The sequence below is a fragment of the Methylobacterium oryzisoli genome (genome assembly GCF_046557895.1).
Taxonomy (GTDB): domain Bacteria; phylum Pseudomonadota; class Alphaproteobacteria; order Rhizobiales; family Beijerinckiaceae; genus Methylobacterium; species Methylobacterium oryzisoli.
Window position 1 is genome coordinate 16135 of sequence record NZ_JBKIBX010000013.1, and the last position, 21901, is coordinate 38035.

Here is a 21901-nt window from a genome sequence, read left to right on the forward strand (position 1 = left end):
CCCCTCTCCGATGCGGGCTTGCGGATTCACACTCCGGGTCGTGCATGGTCTCCTCTCCCCGCGTGCGGGGAGAGGGTCGAGCCCCCCTTGTCGGGGGCGAGACGAGGCGGCAGCCGAGGGTGAGGGGGCGGTTCCGGAAGAGCCTCATCCGGCAGCGCCCCCTCACCCTCGCCCTTCGGGCTCGCTGCTTGCACGACAAGGTGCAAGCAGCCCTCTCCCCGCACGCGGGGAGAGGCGATCCCGTGTCTCATTCGGCGATGTGTGCATCTACAAGCCCGCACGGGAGAGGGGATCCCGCGACATCCTTGTCGAAGAGTTTTTCCCCGGACAGCCGTGCTGTCGGCGAGGACGTGAGCCCTGCCGATCGCGGCCGATCCCAGGTCCAGTCGATGGCGCCCGCGATCAGGAATCGCGCTTCGGGCCGAAGTACCAATGCTGCCAGCGGCTCATCAGCCAGTACCAGAGCAGGCCGGCCACCGCGCCCGCGACCGGCCAGATGACGATCGCCGCGGCATCGAGCGGCGCGGACCACCACAGCATCGCGCCCGTCCAGACGACGGCGAAGGCGAACGAGATCCATTTCAGCGCGGTCGAATCATTCATCCCAGCCACTCCTCGATCCGGGAAGGCTGAGGGAGAACGCGCGCTTCGACGGTGTGACGGGACACATCGACCGGTCGCGGCCTGATGGGAGCGGAGAACGCTCTCAACCCACTCCGGTCGGCCCATCGAGCACCCGCCGCACGCGGCGGGCGAGGTCCATGCGCTTGTAGGGCTTGTTGATGACCTCGTACTCGGTGCCGCCCGCATCCGTGCGCTCCAGGGACGCCTCGGCGTAGCCCGTGGTCAGCAGCACCTTGATCTTCGGCTGGCGCTCGCGCGCCGCGCGGGCGAGCATCACCCCGTTCATGCCGCCGGGCATGATCAGGTCCGTGAACAGCAGATCGATGCGCGCCTCGCCGTCCATCACCTCCAGGGCGGCCTGCGGCCCATGCACCACCGTGACCCTGTAGCCGAAATCCTCCAGGATGATGCCCGCGGTCGCCGCGACGTCCGGCCGGTCGTCGACGACCAGCACCGTCTCGGTCCCGTGCCGGTCCGCGGCCCGCGGCGAGGTTTTGCGCTCGTCCTCGATCGTCTGGTCGCTGGCCGGAAACAGGAGCCGCACCGTGGTGCCGTGGCCGACCTCCGAGTAGATCTTGACCGCTCCGCCCGACTGCTTGGCGAAGCCGTACACCATCGCGAGGCCGAGCCCCGTCCCCCTGCCCTCGTCCTTCGTCGTGAAGAAGGGCTCCATCACGCGCGCCAGGATCTCGGGCGGCATGCCGCTGCCGGTATCCGTCACCGAGATGACGGCGTACGCGCCCGGGCTCACCATCTTGAAGAGCGCCGTGTCCTCGTCCTCGACCAGGAGATTCTCGGTCCTCACCGTCACCGTGCCCCCGCCCGACATGGCGTCGCGCGCGTTGAGGAGGACGTTCAGCAGAGCCACCTCCGCCTGGGTCGGGTCGATGCGCGTGTTCCACAGGTCCGACGCGAGTTGCTGGCGCAGCACCACGTCGTCCCCGAGCGTCCGCTCCGCCATCTCGCTCATGCCCTGGACGAGGCCGTTCAGGTTGAGGAGCCGGCCCTCCAGCCGCTGCTTGCGCGAGAAGGCGAGGAGCTGATGCGTCAGCTTCGCGGCCCGGTCCCCGGCCTCGCGCACCGCCTCACCCGCCCGGCGCATGCGCCTGACGTCGATGGTGGGGTGATCGAGCAGGGCGAGCATCACCTCGTTGTGGCCGGAGATGACCTGCAGCAGGTTGTTGAAGTCGTGGGCGATGCCGCCGGTGAGCTGGCCGAGGCTCTCCATCTTCTGCGCCTGATGCAGGCTCTCCTCCGCGTCGCGGCGGCGCGAGACGTCGAGCTGCGAGCCGAAGAAGTAGACGAGGTCGCCGGACCGGTTGAACACCGGGCTGACGAACAGGGCGTTCCAGAACGTCGAGCCGTCCTTGCGGTAGTTCAGGATCTCGGTGGCGAACTCCCGGTGCTCGGCGATGGCGGAGCGCACCTCGGCGATGGTGTCGCGGTCGGTGTCCGGTCCCTGCAGGAAGCGGCAATTGTGCCCGATCAGCTCGTCGCGGTCGTAGCCCGTCATGCGGATGAAGGCGCGATTGGCGAAGATGATCGGGTTGTCCGGCTGGTGAGGGTCGGTGACGATCATCGGCATCCGGGTCGTTTCGACCGCAGCGAAGAAGATGTCGTGGTGCACGTCCTCGACGCCGGACGGCCCGCTCCCTGACACCGGCGTCGGCGGTCCGGAGTTCCTGGGCTTCTCGGGTGACGATGGCATCGGCAGCGGAACTCCCTCCAGTCCAGGCCGCAAATGCCTCGAACCGCAGTAAATTGAGCCCAATTGATATAGGGCCGCGGGGATCGGCTCCCACCCCCGGGTCGCGATGGCGATGACGCAGCCGTGCGACCGGACCCTTGAGCCCGGCAGGCGGCGTCACCGTCGGATGAAGCTTGCTTGGAATATGCAGAAGTCACGGAATGCCGTCCCGGTTCCGGACCGCGCGAGATTGCTCCGACCGCCTTGCGCGGCATCCGAACGCGTCTGCGGAACGGGCTGCCGCGGCAGCCCACCAGGCCGGCACCGCGTGAGGATCGGCGGGTCGTACCCCTCGTCCGACCGTGGGGCTTGCCGGAGTGAAGCCGCTCCTGGATCTGCGCGTCACGCGGGCGCGGTCGACTCGACCCGCGTCCGCCGTGCGAGCGCCGTCAGGCCGCGTCCTCCGCCGGCAGCCCGAAGGCCTTCGCCGACGCGGTGCGGGCCAGGGTCGCCAGGACGTCGGTCTGCGTGATGACGCCGAGCACCGTCCGGTCCGCGGCCGTGACGAAGATCGCGTGCGTGCGTCCGTCCGTGAGCGCCGGGACGAGACCGACCGCGGGGTCGTCGACCGCGGCGATCCTCGCTTCGGACATCACCTCGGCGATCCTGCCGGAATCCCGGAGCGCCAAGTCCCGCAGGCCGAGCGCCCCCACGAGCCGCCCGGCGGCATCGACCACCGGCAGGGTCCGGATGTTGTGGGCGAGCAGCAGCGAGCGCGCCCGCTCCGAGGACCCGTCGAGGCCGATCGTGACCACGTCGCGCGACATGACCTCCTGACAGGTCAGCTCGCCCTGGGTGCGGACCAGTGCCTGCAACTCGACCTGCCGCAGGAGCCTGTCGAGGTCGGAGCGGTCGATGTCCAACGTCTCGCCCAGGGTGACGAGGGCCGCATCGACATCCTCTGGCGTGAAGCCGACCCGGATCGGGGCCGGGAGGTCGGAGGTCCCGTGCGTGTTCGCAGCCGCGGGTACCGCAACATGGGGGTAATTGCGTCGCGAGATCTTGTGAAAGGCGATCCCCAGGCCAACGAGGATCACCGAGTTGATGCAGACGGGGAGCAGCGGAAAGAGGAAGCCGGCCGAGGTGACGGCAGGCCCGCCGATCAGCGCCGTCAAGGCGGCGGCTCCGCCGGGCGGGTGGAGCGAGCGCGTGAGCGACATCGCCGCGATGGCGAGCGAGACGCCGACGCCGATGGCCACGACCGGATCCGCGATCAGGTGGGCCGCCAGCACCCCCATGAAGGCGGAGATCGTGTTGCCGCCGATCACTGGCCACGGCTGGGCGAGAGGACTGGCGGGCACCGCGAACAGCAGCACCGCCGATGCGCCCATGGGCGCGACGATGAGCGGAATATGCGGGCCTTCCCCGAAGACCAGCCCGCAGATCAGGCCGGTGAGCGTGATCCCGACCAGCGCGCCCACGCACGCGACGACGCGCTCCCGCAGGGTCGCACCCGCCAGGATCGGCCTGAACAGGCGGAAGCCGAGGGCGCGGGCGCGGAGCTTTGACGAACCGATCGGGTTGGGCATGCGACGGCGATCCCGGTGCTACCTGACGTCTCGGTGGGCGCGGGCATCGAAAAGATACATCCGCTCCACACCTTCTACCGGATGGGCTTCGGGCCTGCAACTCTGGTATGCAGTATGCCTAAGAACGCGGCAGGAAGCGAGGGCCGCGATGCGCCCTGCCCGGCCGCTCTTCTCCTCGGATTTAGCTCGCCGGGAGCGTCCCGTCGGCGGAGGATCGGACATGCCACCGACCGGCCTTGGCCCGGGGCCTGATCGGCCGGCGGGCGACGCTCGAAGCCGTGGTGGCTCTTGCGGAGCACAGCCACCGGAGCCGGTGGCTTCATCTCACTGTGCCAGATTTATGGGCTGGCTGCGTGCCGAACCGGCATGATGCCGTCGGTCGCTCTACGCGCCACGGTACGTGACCGCATGACGATGGGGAGGACGCGAGGGCGTCGGAGGCATCAAGGGACCGCCTGCAGGACCAGTCGGCTGGGCACCTTCGGATGAGATCGCGGTCGGCCTCAAGCTGCAAACTCAGACGAGCAGGTTCTCGCGCCGGTCCTTTTCCCGGACGACTGAAACGAAGTGGAAGGAGATCCGGGATCCAGCAGAAAATGAGCCGCGCAGCGGCTCTGATTTTGTACCGTCGCAAATATACAATAATTCGCGACATCTTGCGCTGGATCCCGGATCTCCTTCCGCTTCGCTTAAGTCGTTCGGGAAAAGGGGAGGCCTTGAAGGCGGCCTGTTCATCCCCACCGCAGTGCCGTGTTCAATTGTCTTGGACCGGGCTGTCTGCGGCGTGGTCCGCCGAGGAGGCGTCGAGAGCCGGCGCGGATGGCGGTCCCGCGAGACCAGCGCCACGGTCCCCGCCCTCCCTGGCATGCACCTTGCCAGGATCGTGCAGGCGCCGCGGCCCTTCGGCCGTCACATCCGGTGGCGGAACGAGGATCGTCAGGCGCTGCGCTCGGTGAAGATCGGCTGATGGCGACGACTCAGATTCACACAGGGCGATCGACCTCGCGGATCGCCGCGCTCGCAGGCTCGACGATATCGGCCATTCTGCTTCTGCTGTCGGTCTACTTCGTCGCCGTTCTGGGCTCTCAGATCATGCTGGTGCTGCAGGGGGGCGTGTGGGCCGGGTCGGCCTGTGCGCTCCACGCGGCCATCAACGGCACGCCTTCGTGCTTCGCCTACGTGTCCGATCTCGCCGTCCTCGGCGGACCGATCCGCTATCTGACGACGCAGGCCGATGCCCTCACGGTGTTGTTCGGTCTGATCGTCGTCTTCGCGGCGCTCAGGGCGCTCGTCGCGTTCGCGTCAGCCAGAGCGATCGGACGATCCGCCGATCGCCCGCTCCAGCCCGCGGTGGCGTGGAAGGCCTGACCGTCCGCGACGGGCCTCGCCCCCTCCCGGCCCGGCGCCCCGTCCGGGCCTCGCGCCGTGCATCGCCTCACGCCCGCACCGGCTCTCCCCGCTGCAGGATCTCGATGCGGACGTGATCCGGCCCGTCGAAGAACGCGATGCGCAATCCGGGCCGCAGGTCGGTGATGCCGGAGACGAGGGGGACGCCTCGGGCCTGCAGGTCGGCGACCGCCGCCTCGATGTCGCCCACTGCCAAGCCGATATGCTCGATGCCGAGGTGGGGCGGTGTGGCCGCGGGGGCGAGTCCCTCCGGCGCCTGCTCGATGAACACGGTGAGCCCTCCGAGATCGAGCATGACGCGGCTTACCGTGGAAGTGCCGTCCCGGCCGATCTCGCGGGCGCCGAACGCTTCGACGTAGAAGCGCGCGGCGGCCACGGCATCGCGGCTGCGCAGATGGATGTGGTCGCAACGGTAGGTCATGCGGGGCATCTCGGTATGGGCGCGAGACCGCCACGGTAGGCGTCGGCACCGAAAAAGCGACACGGAATCCGGCGAGCGGCCACGGCACGGTCGCGAAGCGCGGCACTGTTGCAAAGCCGCACCCGGTGATCGCTGCGAAGCATTCCGGGCTGAATGGCACGGTCGCACAGCCACTTGCCCAGGCACCGACACCCGGCCTCAACCGCCGACCGAACATCTCGCAGCACCGGTCAAGGCGGGTTCGGCGAAGCCGGACCGCCTCTGGATCACATGATCACGTACTGCACGTCAGTATGCTAGGCGGGCTGCGCTCAGACCGGATCTGACTCAGGAATGCGGCGATCCTTCAAGCCCGCTGCATTGCGGATCACGCATTCCGACTGGTGCTCTGCATGATTTCACCGCGTTCTTCTGAGTGTTATCGCTTCTCGGACGGTGCCGCATCAGGCGAAAACTTGTCTCCAGCCCATCATCGGCGAGATGGCGCGGGTTCTGACGCACCATCGACTTCGCCATCTCCCAAGTATCGCGGCGCATGCCGGAGTGCATACCACCATATCGGCGCACTTCCGAACTGTAATTATTATAAGAAACAAACATAGCGCTTGCATCAATATCGATACCGTTGCCATGCAACATCAGTAAGCGCAGCTGCCTGAGCGATGTCCGGGCGTGCTGCATCGTACATCGTGAGTCTGATCATGCCGAGTGCCGCTCCGTTCTCCCCGCAATACCGCCGTGGCAACGATCGCATGCGGCTCGGGCGGAATCTGGCGGCGGGGCTGCTGCTCGGATGCGGCAGCATCCTGACGGCCGCGGCCCAGGACGGGGGCGAGGTCGCCCTCGACGCCATCGACGTCGAGGGTGTCGGCCGGTCGACGAACGCGGCCGGCACGGCGCCCGGCGGCCCGCGCGGCCCGGTGCCGGGCTACGTCGCCTCCCGCAGCGTGGTGGGCACGAAGACGGACACGCCACTCGTCGAGACGGCCCAGTCGATCTCCGTCATCGGCCGCGAGCAGCTCGAGGACCAGAACGCCCTCACCATCAATCAGGCCCTGCGCTACACGCCGAGCGTCACCACCGAGCAGCGGGGCGGCGCCGGATCGACGCGCCTCGAGCAATTCTCGATCCGCGGCTTCACGGCGCCGCTGTACCTCGACGGCCTGCGTCTGCCCGGCAGCCGCGACGCGTTCCCGTCGGTCGATCCCTATCGCCTGGAGCGCATCGACATCATCAAGGGGCCGGCCTCCGTCCTGTACGGGCAGGCCGGGCCCGGCGGCATCGTCAACCTCGTCTCCAAGGTTCCGCAATTCTTCCGCCACGGCGAGATCTTCGTGCAGGGCGGCGGCTTCAGCGAGGTGCGCGGCGGCTTCGACGTCGGCGGTCCGATCACCTCCGAGACGACGGTGCCGGGAACCGAGCAGTTCGCCTACCGGGTGATCGGGCTCGGCTGGACCGGCGACGGGCCGGTGGTGACCACGAAGGTCGAGCGCGCCTTCATCGCGCCCAGCATCACCTGGCGCCCCTCCGCCGATACCTCGCTCACGGTGCTCGGCCTCTACCAGCGCGACCCGTTCTCGGGCTTCTACGGCGGCTTCCCGGCCTTCGGCACGGTTTTTCCGCGCGATTTCGGCAACGGCATCGTCGGTCGCCTGCCGGTCAACTTCTACGACGGCGACCGCCGATTCGAGCAGTCGGACCGCACCCAGGCCTCCGTCAGCTACATCCTCGACCACCGCTTCAACGAGGCATTCCGCTTCCACTCGGCCGGGCGCTACCTGCGCTCGGAAGGCGATTACCGCAGCGTCTACACCTCGTTCAGCTCCGTCACCCCGCTGTTCCCGCCGACGACGCTGACCACCGGGCCGCTGATCAGCCGCTCGCGCATCGCGACCCAGGTCGGCATCGACGCCTACACCATCGACAACTACTTCGAGGCCAAGTTCGACACCGGCATCTTCGCCCATACCGCCCTGCTCGGCGTCGATCACCAGACCCTCCAGACCCGGACCCTCTCGGGACCGTTCCTGCCGGCGACGGCGCTGAACGCGCTGTTTCCCAACTACGACCAGAACTTCGCGGTCCCGCCCTACACCACGGACTCCACCATCACCGCCGAGCAGACCGGCGTCTACCTGCAGGACCAGATCAAGCTCGACCGCCTCGTCCTGACGCTGGGCGGGCGCTACGACGTGGCGCGCCAGAAGGGGCCGACCACCACGCTCGCCACCGGCGTCTCGGCGTTCCAGAACGTGCCGGCGGACGCCATGACCTACCGGGCGAGCCTGCTCTACCTGTTCGACAGCGGCGTCGCTCCCTACGTCTCCTACAGCGAGGCGTTCGAGCCGATCACCAACGGGCGCATCTTCGACCCGGCCTTCGGCAACGCGGGCCGCATTCCCGAGCCGATCTCCAGCCGGCAGTACGAGGCCGGCATCAAGTACCAGCCGCCCGGCACCAACATCCTGCTCACCGCGGCGGCCTTCGACATCAAGCGCTCCAACTCGCTGACGCCGGACCCGGCCAACAACGGCTTCAGCCTCCAGACCGGCGAGGTCGGGGTGCAGGGCGTCGAGTTCGAGGCGAAGGCCACCCTCGCCGAGGGCCTGAACCTGATCGGCGGCGTCTCGTTCCTCGACCTGCGCAACACCCGCGACACCAGCACCACCTACAACCAAGTCACCGGCCAGCAGGTGCCGCTCGTCGGGCTGCGCCCGGTTCAGGTGCCGGACCGGACCGCCTCGCTGTTCCTCGACTACCGCATCCAATCCGGCCCGATGCTCGGCCTCAGCCTCGGAGGCGGTGTGCGCTACCTCGGCGGGTCGTGGGGCGACCCGGCCAACACCTTCCGGGTCCCCGAGAGCGTGCTGGTCGACGCCTTCGCTCGCTACGACCTCAAGTATCTCGACCCCAAGCTCACGGGCTTCGACCTCCAGGTCAACGCGCAGAACCTGCTCGACGAGCGCTACGTGACCGGCTGCTTCTCGTACGCGACCTGCTTCTACGGCCTGCCGCGCACGGTCTATGCGGCCCTGCGCTATCGCTGGTAAGACGCGCGGGATGACCCGGACCCCCACCGCTGCGGCGGCTCTCCTCGGGCGTGCGGCCGTGCTCGGCCGCATCGTCCTGGCCGTCGGTGGCGGCTACGGCGTCGCCGCGCTCGCGACGGCGCTGCTGTCGCTGACCCTGCCGCTCTCGCGGGCGGAGGCGGTCACAACGGCGACGCTGCTCAGCTTCACGATCATGGTCGTGGTCGTGATCGTGGTGTTCGCGACGCGCACTCTCCTGCGCGCCCTCGCCATCGTCGGGATCGTGGCCGCCCTGCTCGGCGCTGCGCTCTGGCTGGTGATGGGCGCTCCTCCGCTCGGGGTTGCAGCATGAGAAAAGGTTTCCGCCAGAGCATGGCCTGGCTGCACACCTGGTCGGGCCTGATCGTCGGCTGGGTGCTGTTCGCGGTCTTCGTCACCGGCACGGCGAGCTACTACCGGGGCGAGATCACCCGCTGGATGCAGCCCGAGCTGCGGCGTGAGGCGACGATCACGCCCGAGGCCCAGGCCCGGGCGGCCGAATTCGCCGTCGCCCACATGCAGGCCCATGCCGGCGAGGCGCGGATGTGGTTCATCGGGCTGCCGCAGCCCGACCGGCCGCTGATCGAGCTGTTCTGGCGCACGCGGCCCGGCGCGCCGCCGAACCTGGTCCAGCTCGACGCCCGCACCGGCGAGCCGGCCGCGCGCCGCGAGACGAAGGGGGGCGACTTCTTCTACCGCTTCCACTTCGAGCTGCACCTGCCCCCGCTCTGGGGACGCTGGATCGTCGGCATCTGCTCGATGATCATGCTGGTCGCGCTGGTGAGCGGCGTCATCACGCACCGGCGCATCTTCGTGGACTTCTTCACCCTGCGCCGGGACAAGGCGGCGCAGCGCGGCTGGCTCGATGCGCACAACGTCACCGGCGTGCTGGCGCTGCCGTTCCACCTGATGATCACCTACACGGGCGTCGTGACGCTCGCCCTGCTGTACATGCCCTGGGGCGTGACGGCGGCCTATAAGGGGGACCAGCGGGCCTTCTTCGCCGAATCCGGCCAGATCACGCAGCCGCGCCCGGCCGCTGAGCGCCCCGGCGTGCTGGCGCCGATCGGCCCGATGGTGCGCGCGGCGGTCGCGACGATCCACGAGCCGCTCGAACGGTTGACGATCGTCAACCCGAAGGACGCCAATGCCACGGTCGTGGCGGTGTTCGAGGAGCCGCACGGCCTCTCGCACGAGCACCCGCAGGTCGCCTTCGACGGGACGACGGGCGCGGTGGTCGAGGTGCGGGCCGGCGGCCTGCGTCCGGCCGCCAAGACCTTCACCACGATGGTGGGGCTGCACGAGGCCCATTTCGCCGGACCCGTGCTGCGGCTGCTCTTCTTCCTCTGCGGGCTGATGGGCAGCGCGATGGTGGCGACCGGGCTCGTGCTCTGGACGGTGGCGCGCCTGCCGAAGGCCGGGCAGGCGCCCGGTCTCGGCTGGCGTCTCGTTCACGGCCTGAACGTCGGCACCGTCGCGGGCCTGCCGGCCGCAGTCGCGGCCTTCTTCCTGGCGAACCGGCTCCTGCCGCTCGACCTCGCCGGGCGCGCAGCGTGGGAGATCTGGGCCTTCTTCGGCACGTGGCTCGCCGTGACGCTGGCGGCCTTCGTGCCGCCGCCGCGCCGGGCCTGGAGCGGCGCGATGGCGCTCGCCGCCGGCCTGTTCGTCGCGGTCGCGGTCGCGGACGTGCTGACGGCCCGCACGGTCTGGGACGATCCCGCGTGGTTCCTCGGTTTCGACGCGGCCATGCTGGCCCTGGCGGCGGCCTTCGCGCTCATCGCGCACAAGATCACCCGCTACGTCGCCCCTACGCGCGGGCGCCGGAGCAATGCCGAGGCACGGCCGAGGCCGGCCGCCCAGGCCCGCACCGCGGTCCAGCCCGTTTCGGCCGGGCGCGAGGAAGCCGGATTGCGGCGCGAACGGGCATGACTCCCCTCGTCGTCGCGCTGAATCTCGGCCTCGGCTTCCTCGGGCTGTGCGCCCTGTGCTTCAGCCTCCCGCGGCATCACGGTGCCGTCTCCACCGCCGCCCTGGCGCCGGGGCGCGCCGTGCTGCTGCGGGCCGCCGGCTGGAGCCTGATCCTCCTCTCGCTCCTCGTCGCCGCCGGGCTCGACGGGTGGAACTTCGGGCCGGTGCAGTGGCTCGGGTCGCTGATCGGCGCGGGCCTCCTGCTGGTCGTGACCCTGTCCTACCGCCCGCGCGCCGTCCGCTGGATGATGTTCGCCTCGGCCCTGGCCGTCGTCGCCGCGCCCGCGGCCCTGCTCCTCGACCCGTCGTGGCGCACCGCGAGCCAGCACGGCAGCGAGGATGCACCGCCGCAGGGCGGCGGGCGCTGACGCCGCGGCGGCTTGCCGCGAAGGCCCGGCGGCCGCACCCTGGGCGACACGTCCCTGCGAGGAAAGTCCACCCGATGGAAGAGTCCGTAGCCCTGGCGCTCGACCTCGTGCGCTTCGACACGATCAGCCCGCCCGGCACGGAAGAGGCCTGCGCGGCGCATCTGGCAGCGCTCCTGCGGGAGGCGGGCCTCGCCGTCACCGAGCACGCCTTCGCCCCCGGCCGCACGAGCCTGATCGCCCGGCTCGCGGGCACCGACGCGGCGCTCGCGCCCCTGGTGTTCACCGGCCACCTCGACACGGTGCCGCTCGGCAGCGCGACGTGGTCGGTCGATCCCTTCGGCGAGATCCGCGACGGGCGCCTCTACGGGCGCGGCACCTCGGACATGAAAGCCGGGGTCGCCGCCTTCGTGGCGGCCGTCGTCGCGCGGGCGCGCACGGCCCCCGCGCCGGCCCGCGGGATCACCCTGGTGCTGACGGCCGGCGAGGAGACCGGCTGCCGCGGTGCCGCCGACCTCGCCCGGCAGGACGTGCTGGCGGAGGCGAGCGGCCTCGTGGTGGCCGAGCCGACCGCCAACCGTCTGGCCCTCGCCCACAAGGGCGCGCTGCACCTGCGGGCGCGCACCCGCGGCGCGACGGCGCACGGGTCGATGCCCGATCTCGGCGACAACGCAGTGCTCAAGGCGACGCGGGCGGCCGAGGCCCTGCGCGGCTTCGCGATCGATCTGCCCGCCCATCCGCTGCTCGGCGCGCCGACGCTCGCGGTGACGAGCCTTCACGGCGGCGAGGCCGTGAACGTCATCCCGGACAGCTGCACCTTCACCCTCGACCTGCGCACGCTGCCGGGACAGGACCACGCCGCCACGCTCGACCGGCTGCGGGAGGCGATGGGGCCGGAGGTCGCGCTCGATCCCCCGCTCGCCGACCTGCCCGCCGTCGGGACCGCCCCGGACGACCCGTTCGCGACCGCCGCGGCCCGCATCGTCCGGGAGGTCGGGCCGGGCGCGGGCGGGAAGATCGGCGAGGTGATCGGCGAGGTGATCGGATTGCCCTACTTCACCGACGGCTCGGTGCTGCAGGGCGCCTACGGAGGCTGCCCGACCGTGATCCTCGGCCCGGGCGAGCCCGGGCAGGCGCACCAGACCGACGAGTGGTGCGCGACGGACGCCATCGTGACGGCCGAGCGGATCTACGCCGCGCTGATCCGGGACTGGTGCCGCTGAGCCCCTCTCCTCCCCTGCCGAGGCCCCTGATGCCTTCGACCCCGACCAAAGCCGACGTCGCGGTGATCGGCCTCGGCGCGATGGGCAGCGCGGCGCTCTACCAGTTCGCCCGGCGCGGTCTTAGCGCCATCGGCATCGACCGCTTCGCGCCGCCCCACGCGATGGGATCGAGCCACGGCGAGAGCCGCATCACCCGCCAGGGCGTCGGCGAGGGGCCGGTCTACGGACCGTTCGCGGTCGCGGCGCACCGGATCTGGCGCGAGCTGGAGGCGGCCACCGGCGAGCGCCTGCTCACCGCCTGCGGCCTCCTGGTGATGAGTGCGGGCGACAGCGACGCCATCCATCACGGGCAGCCCGACTTCGTCGACCGCTCGATCGCCTGCGCCGCGGCCTGCGCCATCCCGCACGCGGTGCTGGACGGCGCCGAAATCGGCCGGCGCTTTCCCCAGTTCCTCGGGCTCACCGGCGCGGAGCGGGCCTATTTCGAGCCCGGCGGCGGCTACGTCCGGCCGGAGGCCTGCATCGCCGCGCAGCTGCGCCGCGCCACCGAACTCGGGGCGGAGATCCGCGCCGGGCTCACGGTCCGGGCGATCGTGCCGGAGACCGGCGCGGTGCGGATCGAGACCGAGGCGGGGACCATCCGGGCAGAGCGCGCGGTGGTGGCCGCGGGGGCCTGGGCGGCACCGCTCCTCGGTGCGCCGTTCGATCGCCTCCTCACGGTGCGCCGGCAGGTGCTGCACTGGTTCGCCCTCGACGACGAGGCCGCCTACGGGACGGCCGCGCCGGCCTTCATCTGGATGCACGGGCCGCGCGCCGGCGACTACCTCTACGGCTTCCCGCCGATGCCGGGCGAGCGCCGCATCAAGCTCGCGACCGAGCAGTACCGGACCGCGACGCGGGCCGAGACCGCCGTGCGGGTCGTCGCGTCCGAGGAATCGCAGGACTTCCACCGCGCCCACGTCGCAGGGCGCCTCGCCGGCGTGACTGCGCGCGTCGTGGAGGCGGCGGCCTGCCTCTACACGGTCACCCCCGACCACCACTTCATCATCGACGACCACCCGGATTCGGACCGCATCCTCGTGGTCTCGGCCTGTTCCGGCCACGGCTTCAAGCATTCGGCCGGGGTCGGCGCGGCTTTGGCCGAGCGGGTGGCCACCGGCCGCTCAGCCATCGACCTCGCGCCCTTCCGGCTCGCGCGCTTCGCGGCCTGAGATCAGGCCACGCCCCCGGCCACCTGCGGCTCCCAGCCGATCGACCGGCGCAGGAAGGCCATCCCGAGCGCCGCGAAGGCGGCCGTCTCGGCGCTGTTCTTGCCGTAGGAGTGGCCGCCCGCCTCCGGCTCGTAGAAGCGGGCGTCGTAACCCATCGCCTGGAGCTTGGCGGCCATCTTGCGGGCGTGGCCCGGATGCACCCGGTCGTCGCGGCGTGTCGTGGCGATCAGGATCGGCGGGTAGGGCCGGCCGGGCTCCGCCGCGTGGTAGGCGGAGATGTGCTGCAGGAAGGCCCAGTCCTCGGCCGCCTCCGGGTCGCCGTACTCGGCGACCCAGCTCGCGCCGGCCAAGAGCCGGTGGTAGCGGCGCATGTCGATGAGCGGGATGGTGCACAGCAGCGCGCCGAACCGCTCGGGGTAGCGGGTCAGCATGTTGGCGACGAGGAGGCCGCCGTTCGAACCGCCCTCGGCGGCGATGCGCTGCGGCCGGGTCACGCCCCGGCGCACGAGGTCGGCCGCCACCGCGGCGAAATCGTCGTGGCTGAGCGCCTTGCCCTCGCGCCGCCCGGCCTCGTGCCAGCGCGTGCCGAACTCGCCGCCGCCGCGGATGTTGGCGACGACCCGCGTGCCGCCCTTGGCGAGCCACAGCCGGCCGATCACCGCCGAGTAGCCCGCGAGGTTCGAGACCTGGAAGCCGCCGTAGCCGGAGAGATGCACCGGCGCCTCGCCGGTCTCCCCCGGCGGTCCCGCCTGCACGTAGGGGATCCTCTCCCCGTCCACCGACACCGCCTCGTGGCGCGTGACCACGAGGCCGTCCGCATCGAACAGCGCGGGAGCTTGGCGCAGCACGGCAGGGGCGGCGGAGCCTGAGCGCGTCAGCATCAGGGTCGCGGGCGTGACGGGATCGTTGGCCGCGGCGAGCAGGTCGCCGTTCGATTCCTCCTCCTCGCCGTCGAAGGACCAGACCTGCACCATGCCGAGTTCCGGCAGCCCGCCCACCGCGCTCTCGCTCCAGCCCTCGGGCGAGGGCGTGAAGACGGGGAAGCGCGCCGTGAGGTCGTCGAGGACCGACAGGACGAGCTGGCCGCCGGTCCAGAAGAAGCCCTGCAGGGCGCGGCGCGGCCCCGGCTCGAACAGCACCCGGAAGCTGCGCTCGCCCGCCAGGAAGGCGTCGAGCCCGATGCCGAGCACGGTATCGGGGGTGTAGGTCGTCGCCCCCACGGTCCAGGGCTTGCGCGGGCGCACCGCGAGGAAGCCGCGGTGCCACTGCGCCTCGGCGTCGGTGGGCAGATCGAGCCGGGTCTTCGGCCCGATGCGGTCGCCGATGTGGATCGCGGCGTCGAAGAAGCCGGTGCGCTCCACGAACACGACCCGCTCCGGCTCCACGCCCCGGTCTGGGGCGCCGTACACCACCATGCTCTCGGGTGCGGCCACGAAGAGGACGGGCGCCTGCATCGGATCGGTGCCGCGGCGCCACAGGCGCACGGTGCGGGCATAGCCCGAATGCGTGGCCATATCCTCGCCGAGCGGGCTGGCCAGCAGCACGGTGTCGGCGTCGAGCCACGCCGGATAGCTCTTGCCCTCCGGCAGCGCGAAACCGTCCGGCACGAAGCGCCGCGTCGGAAGGTCGAACTCGCGCAGCAGCGTGGCGTCGCCGCCGCCGCGCGAGAGCTGGAGCAGCACCCGCTCATGGGCGGGCGGCAGGCTGATCGCGCCGGCCCAGACCCAATCCTCGTTCTCCTCGCGGGCGAGCGCGTCGAGATCGAGCAGCACCTCCCAGGCCGGCTCGTCGCTGCGGTAGGACTCGAGCGTCGTGCGCCGCCACAGGCCGCGCGGGTGCTCGGCATCCTGCCAGAAATTGTAGAGACGTCCGCCGCGGCGCGTGACGCCCGGGATCTTGTCCGGCCGGTCGAGGGCGGCCTTCAGGCCGTCCCGGTCGGCGGCGAAGCGCCCGTCCGCGTAGGCCTCCAGGGTCGCGGCGTTCTGCGCCTCGACCCAGGCGAGCGGGCGCGCTCCGTCGATCTCCTCCAGCCACAGGTACGGGTCGTCGTCGGGCGCCGCGAGGGTCGGGCGCAGATCGGGCTGGAGCATCGGGAGCGGTCCGGGCGGGCAGGAGGTCTCCGCGGAACCTAGCCGGATGGTGTCGAGCGTCCAGGGGGGCGGGTTCGTCACACGGCTGCAACACGGCGCGGGTTTGAGGAACCGTGCGGTTCGCCGCCCCGACGGTTCGTTCCAGGATCCCGCATGACCGGCACCGCCCTCGCCGCCGCCCTCTGCCTCGGCCTGATGCTGATCAACCTCGGCAGCCTCGCGATCGCGATGGGCCGCATCGGCCGCACCCGGCGGGGCGGGGCGACGGCGCCGGTGCCGATCTCGATCGTGCGCCCGGTCTGCGGGCTGGAGACCTTCAGCGAGGAAACACTGCGCTCGGGCTTCCACCTCGCCTATCCGGCCTACGAGCTGGTCTTCTGCGTCGCGCGGGCGGGCGACCCGATCGTGCCGCTGGTGCGCCGGCTGATGGAGGAGCATCCCGGCGTGCCCGCGCGCCTGATCATCGGCGACGAGCGGGTGAGCGCGAACCCGAAGCTCAACAACTGCGTGCGGGGCTGGGAGGCGGCGCGCCACGACTGGATCGTGCTGGCGGATTCGAACGTGCTGATGCCGCCCGACTACCTGCAGATCCTGCGGGCCGCGTGGCGGCCGGACACCGGCCTCGTCTGCTCGACCCCGGTGGGCGCCCGGCCGCAGGGTTTCTGGGCCGAGGTGGAATGCGCCTTCCTCAACACCCTGCAGGCGCGCTGGCAATACGCGGGCGAGAGCCTCGGCCTCGGCTTCGCGCAGGGGAAGAGCATGCTCTGGCACCGCCCCTTTCTCGACGCGCAGGGCGGGATCCGGGCGCTCGGCGCGGAGATCGCCGAGGATGCGGCGGCGACGAAGCTGGTGCGGGCGGCCGGCCGGCGGGTCCACCTCGTGGGCGCCCCCTTCCCGCAGCCGCTCGGGCCGCGCCGGCTCGCCGAAATCTGGTCGCGCCAGGTGCGGTGGGCGCGGCTGCGCCGCGTCACCTTCCCGCTGTTCTTCGCCCCCGAGATCGGCACCAGCGCCGTGCCGCCGGCAATCCTCGGCTGCGTCGCGGCCGGCGGCGGCCTGCCGGGCGGCCTCGCCGCGATGGCGGTCCTCGGCCTGTGGTACGGCGCGGAATGGGGGCTCGCCGCCCGCAACGGCTGGCACCGCTCCTGGCGGATGCCGGCCGCCTGCCTCGCGCGCGACCTGCTGCTGCCGCCGCTCTGGCTCGCCGCCTGGGTGGCCCGCGGCATCGTCTGGCGCGGCACCGCGATGGACATCCCCACCAAGGCCGCGGCGCGGCTCGAAGCGGACGCGCCGGCCTGACGCACGGGATTGACACCCGGTCGGCCCCACGGCAGACCGGCGCCGGGCCCGCATGGCGGAATTGGTAGACGCGGACGACTCAAAATCGTCAGCCGCAAGGCGTGGGGGTTCGATTCCCTCTGCGGGCACCACCACCCCTCCGACGTTCCGTGGATGCCGGCCCTGTCGGGCTCCTTCCGATACCCTGCCGACGCCGCAGCTCTCACGGTCGCGCTCGGCGAAGTGCCGCCTTGCGGCTGGCGCGGGTGGCACCGGCCGGCGGAAACCCCTATATGGCGGGTATGACTGACGAGAGCATTCACCCCTATTCCATCGAAGTCGCCCCCCTCACCAAGCCGGGCGGCCAGTACCAGTGGGCCATCCGCAAGCGCGGCAAGCTCGTCGAGCGATCCGACCGGCCGCACGTCACCGAAGCCAAGGCGCATGCCAGCGCGCTCGCCGCCGTCGAGCGGGACCTGCATGCGGGGGCGTCCGGGCGGCGATAGTCCGCACCGAACCGCGATCTGCCACCCAGGACGGTCACGCCGGCCCGTTCGGCGCTGACCGGCCTTCCCCGCCGCGTGGGCGGTGGGGGGTGCGCCCCGGTCCAGACGGCCCCAGCCTCTCCACGCGATGTCAGCCGAGACCGAGTCCCTCCGCCTCGTGCCCCGCGCCCATCAGCGCGAGGCGCGCGAGGCGATTCTCGCTCACCGCGCGGAGGGCCGGCCCGGCTTCCTCCTCGGCGACATGACCGGGCTCGGCAAGACGTTGTCCGCGTGGACCGCCCTGGCTGCCATGCCCGAGCGCGACATCCTCGTGGTCTGCCCGAAGGGCGGCCTGCCGCAATGGCGGCGGACGATCGCGAACAGCGGCCTCGCCGAGAAGGCCGTGACGCTGATCAACTACGAGCGCACGAAGGCGCTGTTCGCGCCGCCGGCAGCGAGCACCCGGCGCTCGGTCCGCGCGCGCAACAACGAACTGGCCCGTGAGGGGCGGCTCAAGCGGGCGTGGCCCGTGGTGGTGTTCGACGAGGCGCACCGCCTGCGCAACCCTTACGCCCAGCAGAGCATGGCCTGCCGCCAGCTCGCCGATCAGGCGACGTTCGCCCTCTACATGAGCGCGACGGCCGGGCAGGCGCCGCACGAGCTGTTCTACCTCGGCCGCCTGCTCGGCCACGCCGCCGGGCGGCCCGTGTCGTCCCTGGCCGATTTCCGCGTGCTGATGCGCGCGCTCGGGATCGGTCGGGCGAAGGGGCGCTGGACGAACTGGTCCTGGACCCCCAACGAGCGCGACCGGCGCGTGATGGCGGATCTGCTCTACAGGGGCCGCGACGCGATCGGCCTGAGGCGCCGTCCCGCCGACATCGCCGGCTGGCCGGAGGTGCAGCGGGAGCTCGCCCCGACCGCGCTCGGCGCCGAGGAGCGCCGCCTGTACGAGGCGTCCTGGCGCGAGTTCCGCCGCGAGTTCGGGCTCCTCGGCGGCTCCACCCGGCGCCCGGCAGGCTGGGCGGCGGACCTGCGCTTCCGGCAGAAGGCGAGCCTCCTGCGCGTCGCGGGCAGTGCCGCCTTCGCGAGCGATCTTCTGGCCAACGGCGAGCAGGTCGCGGTCTCGGTCGCGTTCCTGGAGACCTCGGCGCTGCTGGCGGAAAACCTGCGCGGGCAGCGCTGGCGCGTGGGCGAGATCAACGGGCAGCAGCCGGCCGATGCGAACGAGGCGACGCGGCTCGCCTTCCAGCAGGGCCTGCTCGATGCCGTCATCTTCACGGTCACGGAGTCGATCTCGCTGCACCAGCACGAGCTGCCCGGCGGCGAGAGGCCGCGCGCGCTCGTGATCCACGACATGCGCCACAGCGCGATCCAGCTGCAGCAGATCGAGGGCCGGTGCCACCGAGACGGGCAGCATGCGGTGATCTACTACGCCTATGCGGAAGACACCGTGGAGGAGCGGATCGCCGCCACCGCCGTCACCCGGATGGCGGCGATGGACGGCATGGCGGGCGACGACACGGCCATGGCGGATGCCCTCGCGGCCGTCCTGTCGGACGCGGTCACCCATGGCGAGCCGTGACGGCGAGGCACGTCCGAGCCGTCACCCCTCACGCGACGACGAGGGCCTTCTAGCGCTTGGCGGCCGACCAGGAGGCGCGGACCTGCTCGACCGCTGGCGGCGGCAACGGGACGTAGCCGAGGCCGGCCGCCGCGGATGCCCCGCGCTCCAGGCCCCAGTCGAAGAACGTCAGCGCGCTGCGGGTGGCGCGGCCGGGCGGCGTGGCGGCGGGAAGCACCACGTAGGTCACGGCGACGATCGGATAGGCGCCCTCCCCCGCAGCGTCGACCAGCGACGTCGCGGACGCCCGGCCGCTCCGCCAGTCGGCGCCGGCCGCGGCGGCCCGGAAGGCCTCCGGCTCCGGGACCACGAACCGGCCCGCCCGGTTGAGGAGGGCCGCCCGCCTCAAGCCCGCCCGCTGCGCGGAGGCGAAGTCGACGTAGCCGATCGCGTTCTTCGTCTCCCGGACGGTCCGGGCGACGCCGTCGTTTCCCTTCGCGGCCAGCCCCGTCGGCCACGCGACGGTCTGGCCGACGCCGATCGGGCGCCACGCGGCACTGGCCCGCGCGAGGAAATCCGTGAAGGCGTAGGTCGTGCCGGACCCGTCGGCGCGACGGACCGGCGTGATCCGCGCGTCGGGCAGGCGCATGTCGGGGTTGAGGGCGGCGACCGCCGGGTCCGCCCAGGAGGTCACCTTGCCGAGATAGATGTCGGCCAACACCTCGCCGTTGAGCCGCAGCGGCGCGTCGCCCAGGCCCTCGATGTTCACGGCGACGACGATGCCGCCGACGACGATCGGGAATTGACGCACCGCGTAGCGCGCCAGTTCGTCGTCGGACAGCGGCACCTCGGTGGCCGCGAAGTCCACCGCCCGTTCCGTCAGGCGCATCACGCCCGCCTGCGAGCCGACCGCCTCGTAATCCAGGCCGCTCCCCACCGGCTGGAACTCGGCCGTCCGCTCGGCCTGCAGGTAGTCCTGCGACCAGCGGTTCAGCAGGGGCTGGACGAAGGTCGAGCCGGCGCCGGCGATGTCCTGGGCCTCCGCCGGAGCGGCCGGCAGCCACGCCGCCGCGGCCATCAGGACCGCGCACAGCACGGCTGGGAGGCTGGAGCGCCCGGAGGGGCGGAGGTCGCGAAGCATGAGGGTCCACCGCAGGTCGGGGCGCGCCGGTCGACGGCGCCGCGGGCGATCGGGTCAGATTGGGGCGGGAACCGGTCCGAGGCCGCCGACCTCGCGCGGCGCCTCGGACGAGGCGGCGATCTCCCGCGACACCGATTGCCGCTCGGCATCGAGCCGCTCGATCAGGAAGTAGGCGCGCTCCGCGCTGCCGAGCAGCGCCAGGATCGCGCCGCGCTCCTCCCACGGCAGGTCGGCCCCGAGCCGCAGCGCCTGCGCGCGCATCTCGGCGACGGCCGGCAGGCGGGAGGCGGCGTCGGCCGCGACGGGCGGGCTGGCTTGATCGATGGGCACCACGGCGCGCATCGCGTCCGCCACGTCGCCGATCATGCGGTCGACGAGGGCGCGGCCGGCCGGTCCGAAGGGCTGGCGCTCGACGCGCCGGGCGATCTGGTGAAGCGTTTCCCCGAGGCTCGCCGTGAAGTCCTCCTCCTCGATGAGACTCGCCACGAGGTCGGCGCGCGCATAGGGGAGATCCGCCTTGAACAGGCCGGCCGTGTAGGACCGGATCTCGCGGTTGAGCACGTCCATGGCCGCGTAGTGTTCTTCGATCTTGTCGGGCGCGTCGGGCTTGCCGCGGGCGATGTCGAGCAGCAGCAGCGCCGCCTCCAGGTAGCGGCCGATCTCGCGGCGGATGGCGGGAAGCGCCGTCGCGGGATCGCGCGCCGCCTCGCCCGTGAGGAAGCGGGGCTGCGCGTAGTCCTCGACGTCGTCCAGCGAGGAGGCCCCGACCTTCATCAGCACCCGCTCGAACACGCCCACGAAGGGATAGAGCAGCAGCGTGTTGAAGATGTTGAAGAAGGTGGAATAGACACCGACCGCCACCGGCACGAGCGGAAAGGTCTCCTTGCCGTTGACGACGACCGGCACGCCCGGATCGCCGCCGAACCACTGCATCGCCCAGGTGAGCACGTCCATCGAGACGAAGAACAGCGGAACGGTGACCATCACGCCGATGATGTTGAAGGAGATGTGGGCGTAGGCCGCGCGCTTGGCGTTCTTCGACAGGTTCAGCGACGCCATCCAGGACGTGATGGTCGTGCCGAGATCCGCGCCGAGCGAGAAGGCGACCGCCGTCTTCCAGTCGAGGATGCCGGCCGCACCCAGGCCCATGACGATGCCGATCGTGGCCGACGAGGAGTGGATCATGGCCGTGATGCCGGCCGCGATCAGGACGCAGTAGATCAGGTTGAGGTAGGTGTCGGCCCGGAGCGAGGAGATGACCGACATCACCTCCGGCATCGAGCGCAGCGGACGCAGGCCCCCGGTCATCAGGTTGAGGCCGTAGAAGATGAGCGCGAAGCCCATGCAGGCGAGCGCGATGTTCTTGATCCGGTCGGTCTTCGCGAAGATGTGGATGAGCGCGAAGATGCCGGCGAGCAGGAGGCCGAGCGGCCCGAGCGGCAGGGCGATGAGCCCGTTGCCGAGCGTCGTGCCGATATTGGCGCCCATGATGACGGCGATCGCCGGACGCAGGCCGACCACGCCGGCGTTGACGAGGCCGACCACCATGACGGTCATGGCTGTCGAGGATTGAATGACGCCGGTGATGAAGGTGCCGGCGAGTACACCTTTGGCGGGTGTTCCGGCGATGCGCGCAAGCAGAGCGCGCATCTTGTTGACGGCGAGCGACTGGATGCCGTTCGACATGAACTCGAGGCCGAGCATGAAGATGCCCAGGCCGCCGATGACCGGGACGATCACCTGCGTGAAGAGGTCGACCTGCTGCATGTCGTGTGCTCCGCCGATG

The 21901-nt window shown here is 71.3% G+C and carries 18 protein-coding genes and 1 tRNA gene; 11 read left to right on the plus strand and 8 right to left on the minus strand.

Annotation, left to right across the window (positions count from 1 at the left end):
• Positions 1–402: 402 nt before the first annotated feature.
• The 3 genes from ACKUB9_RS14515 to ACKUB9_RS14525 all read right to left on the minus strand — a co-directional run bounded on the left by ACKUB9_RS14515 (position 403) and on the right by ACKUB9_RS14525 (position 3900).
• Positions 403–603, minus strand: coding sequence for a hypothetical protein (locus tag ACKUB9_RS14515; protein WP_407524169.1), 201 nt, complete (start codon positions 601–603; stop codon positions 403–405).
• A 103-nt stretch (positions 604–706) separates the two neighbouring features.
• Positions 707–2332 (minus strand): hybrid sensor histidine kinase/response regulator, encoded by a 1626-nt coding sequence (locus ACKUB9_RS14520; protein ID WP_407524171.1) that lies wholly within the window; start codon positions 2330–2332, stop codon positions 707–709.
• A gap of 428 nt (positions 2333–2760) precedes the next feature.
• A complete protein-coding gene (locus ACKUB9_RS14525) occupies positions 2761–3900 on the minus strand; it encodes an HPP family protein (RefSeq protein WP_407524173.1) in 1140 nt (379 codons plus the stop codon).
• A 966-nt stretch (positions 3901–4866) separates the two neighbouring features.
• On the opposite strand from ACKUB9_RS14525, the gene ACKUB9_RS14530 reads away from it, so the two are divergent.
• The gene (locus tag ACKUB9_RS14530) at positions 4867–5268 is read left to right on the plus strand and encodes a hypothetical protein (protein ID WP_407524175.1); all 402 of its coding nucleotides are present in this window, start codon (positions 4867–4869) and stop codon (positions 5266–5268) included.
• Between the two features lie 67 nt (positions 5269–5335).
• On the opposite strand, the gene ACKUB9_RS14535 is transcribed toward ACKUB9_RS14530, so the two are convergent.
• Both ACKUB9_RS14535 and ACKUB9_RS14540 read right to left on the minus strand, forming a co-directional pair.
• The gene (locus ACKUB9_RS14535) at positions 5336–5728 is read right to left on the minus strand and encodes a VOC family protein (protein ID WP_407524177.1); all 393 of its coding nucleotides are present in this window, start codon (positions 5726–5728) and stop codon (positions 5336–5338) included.
• 327 nt (positions 5729–6055) lie between these two features.
• The gene (locus tag ACKUB9_RS14540) at positions 6056–6409 is read right to left on the minus strand and encodes a hypothetical protein (RefSeq protein ID WP_407524179.1); all 354 of its coding nucleotides are present in this window, start codon (positions 6407–6409) and stop codon (positions 6056–6058) included.
• A 14-nt stretch (positions 6410–6423) separates the two neighbouring features.
• On the opposite strand from ACKUB9_RS14540, the gene ACKUB9_RS14545 reads away from it, so the two are divergent.
• The 6 genes from ACKUB9_RS14545 (at position 6424) to solA (ending at position 13563) form a co-directional block, all read left to right on the plus strand.
• Positions 6424–8778, plus strand: coding sequence for a TonB-dependent siderophore receptor (locus ACKUB9_RS14545; protein ID WP_407524427.1), 2355 nt, complete (start codon positions 6424–6426; stop codon positions 8776–8778).
• Positions 8779–8788: 10 nt separating this feature from the next.
• On the plus strand, positions 8789–9109 hold the full coding sequence (locus tag ACKUB9_RS14550) for an iron transporter (protein ID WP_407524181.1): 321 nt from the start codon (positions 8789–8791) through the stop codon (positions 9107–9109).
• On the plus strand, positions 9106–10725 hold the full coding sequence (locus ACKUB9_RS14555; protein ID WP_407524183.1) for a PepSY-associated TM helix domain-containing protein: 1620 nt from the start codon (positions 9106–9108) through the stop codon (positions 10723–10725). The genes ACKUB9_RS14550 and ACKUB9_RS14555 overlap by 4 nt, the downstream gene beginning before the upstream one ends.
• Complete coding sequence (locus ACKUB9_RS14560) at positions 10722–11132, plus strand: DUF3325 domain-containing protein (protein ID WP_407524185.1); 411 nt, start codon at positions 10722–10724, stop codon at positions 11130–11132. Before ACKUB9_RS14555 ends, ACKUB9_RS14560 begins: the two co-directional genes overlap by 4 nt.
• Positions 11133–11206: 74 nt before the next feature.
• Entirely contained in the window at positions 11207–12352 is a 1146-nt protein-coding gene (locus tag ACKUB9_RS14565; RefSeq protein WP_407524187.1) for a M20 family metallopeptidase, read from the plus strand.
• A 29-nt stretch (positions 12353–12381) separates the two neighbouring features.
• Entirely contained in the window at positions 12382–13563 is a 1182-nt protein-coding gene (gene solA, locus ACKUB9_RS14570; RefSeq protein ID WP_407524189.1) for an N-methyl-L-tryptophan oxidase, read from the plus strand.
• Positions 13564–13565: 2 nt separating this feature from the next.
• On the opposite strand, the gene ACKUB9_RS14575 is transcribed toward solA, so the two are convergent.
• Positions 13566–15653 carry a prolyl oligopeptidase family serine peptidase gene (locus tag ACKUB9_RS14575; RefSeq protein WP_407524191.1) on the minus strand — a complete coding sequence of 696 codons (2088 nt, stop codon included), beginning with the start codon at positions 15651–15653 and terminating at the stop codon, positions 13566–13568.
• 153 nt (positions 15654–15806) lie between these two features.
• Between ACKUB9_RS14575 and ACKUB9_RS14580 the strand changes: the two genes are divergently transcribed.
• The 4 genes from ACKUB9_RS14580 to ACKUB9_RS14595 all read left to right on the plus strand — a co-directional run bounded on the left by ACKUB9_RS14580 (position 15807) and on the right by ACKUB9_RS14595 (position 18995).
• Positions 15807–16949, plus strand: a complete 1143-nt coding sequence (locus tag ACKUB9_RS14580; protein WP_407524193.1) for a ceramide glucosyltransferase — start codon at positions 15807–15809, stop codon at positions 16947–16949.
• A 46-nt stretch (positions 16950–16995) separates the two neighbouring features.
• A tRNA-Leu gene (locus ACKUB9_RS14585) sits at positions 16996–17080 on the plus strand.
• A 150-nt stretch (positions 17081–17230) separates the two neighbouring features.
• Positions 17231–17434 (plus strand): hypothetical protein, encoded by a 204-nt coding sequence (locus ACKUB9_RS14590; protein ID WP_407524429.1) that lies wholly within the window; start codon positions 17231–17233, stop codon positions 17432–17434.
• Between the two features lie 157 nt (positions 17435–17591).
• On the plus strand, positions 17592–18995 hold the full coding sequence (locus tag ACKUB9_RS14595) for a DEAD/DEAH box helicase family protein (RefSeq protein WP_407524195.1): 1404 nt from the start codon (positions 17592–17594) through the stop codon (positions 18993–18995).
• Positions 18996–19044: 49 nt separating this feature from the next.
• On the opposite strand, the gene pstS is transcribed toward ACKUB9_RS14595, so the two are convergent.
• Both pstS and ACKUB9_RS14605 read right to left on the minus strand, forming a co-directional pair.
• The gene (pstS, locus tag ACKUB9_RS14600) at positions 19045–20115 is read right to left on the minus strand and encodes a phosphate ABC transporter substrate-binding protein PstS (protein ID WP_407524197.1); all 1071 of its coding nucleotides are present in this window, start codon (positions 20113–20115) and stop codon (positions 19045–19047) included.
• Positions 20116–20169: 54 nt separating this feature from the next.
• Positions 20170–21882 (minus strand): Na/Pi cotransporter family protein, encoded by a 1713-nt coding sequence (locus tag ACKUB9_RS14605; RefSeq protein ID WP_407524199.1) that lies wholly within the window; start codon positions 21880–21882, stop codon positions 20170–20172.
• Positions 21883–21901 lie beyond the last annotated feature (19 nt).

Excerpts from the sequence above, each read along its gene's own strand:
- ACKUB9_RS14565 (WP_407524187.1), top strand. The coding sequence starts at position 11,207 with ATGGAAGAGTCCGTAGCCCTGGCGCTCGACCTCGTGCGCTTCGACACG.
- solA (WP_407524189.1), top strand. The coding sequence starts at position 12,382 with ATGCCTTCGACCCCGACCAAAGCCGACGTCGCGGTGATCGGCCTCGGC.
- ACKUB9_RS14560 (WP_407524185.1), top strand. The coding sequence starts at position 10,722 with ATGACTCCCCTCGTCGTCGCGCTGAATCTCGGCCTCGGCTTCCTCGGG.
- ACKUB9_RS14605 (WP_407524199.1), bottom strand. The coding sequence starts at position 21,882 with ATGCAGCAGGTCGACCTCTTCACGCAGGTGATCGTCCCGGTCATCGGC.
- ACKUB9_RS14580 (WP_407524193.1), top strand. The coding sequence starts at position 15,807 with ATGACCGGCACCGCCCTCGCCGCCGCCCTCTGCCTCGGCCTGATGCTG.
- ACKUB9_RS14555 (WP_407524183.1), top strand. The coding sequence starts at position 9,106 with ATGAGAAAAGGTTTCCGCCAGAGCATGGCCTGGCTGCACACCTGGTCG.
- ACKUB9_RS14535 (WP_407524177.1), bottom strand. The coding sequence starts at position 5,728 with ATGACCTACCGTTGCGACCACATCCATCTGCGCAGCCGCGATGCCGTG.
- pstS (WP_407524197.1), bottom strand. The coding sequence starts at position 20,115 with ATGCTTCGCGACCTCCGCCCCTCCGGGCGCTCCAGCCTCCCAGCCGTG.
- ACKUB9_RS14590 (WP_407524429.1), top strand. The coding sequence starts at position 17,231 with ATGACTGACGAGAGCATTCACCCCTATTCCATCGAAGTCGCCCCCCTC.
- ACKUB9_RS14540 (WP_407524179.1), bottom strand. The coding sequence starts at position 6,409 with ATGCAGCACGCCCGGACATCGCTCAGGCAGCTGCGCTTACTGATGTTG.
- ACKUB9_RS14550 (WP_407524181.1), top strand. The coding sequence starts at position 8,789 with ATGACCCGGACCCCCACCGCTGCGGCGGCTCTCCTCGGGCGTGCGGCC.
- ACKUB9_RS14530 (WP_407524175.1), top strand. The coding sequence starts at position 4,867 with ATGGCGACGACTCAGATTCACACAGGGCGATCGACCTCGCGGATCGCC.
- ACKUB9_RS14575 (WP_407524191.1), bottom strand. The coding sequence starts at position 15,653 with ATGCTCCAGCCCGATCTGCGCCCGACCCTCGCGGCGCCCGACGACGAC.
- ACKUB9_RS14520 (WP_407524171.1), bottom strand. The coding sequence starts at position 2,332 with ATGCCATCGTCACCCGAGAAGCCCAGGAACTCCGGACCGCCGACGCCG.
- ACKUB9_RS14525 (WP_407524173.1), bottom strand. The coding sequence starts at position 3,900 with ATGCCCAACCCGATCGGTTCGTCAAAGCTCCGCGCCCGCGCCCTCGGC.
- ACKUB9_RS14515 (WP_407524169.1), bottom strand. The coding sequence starts at position 603 with ATGAATGATTCGACCGCGCTGAAATGGATCTCGTTCGCCTTCGCCGTC.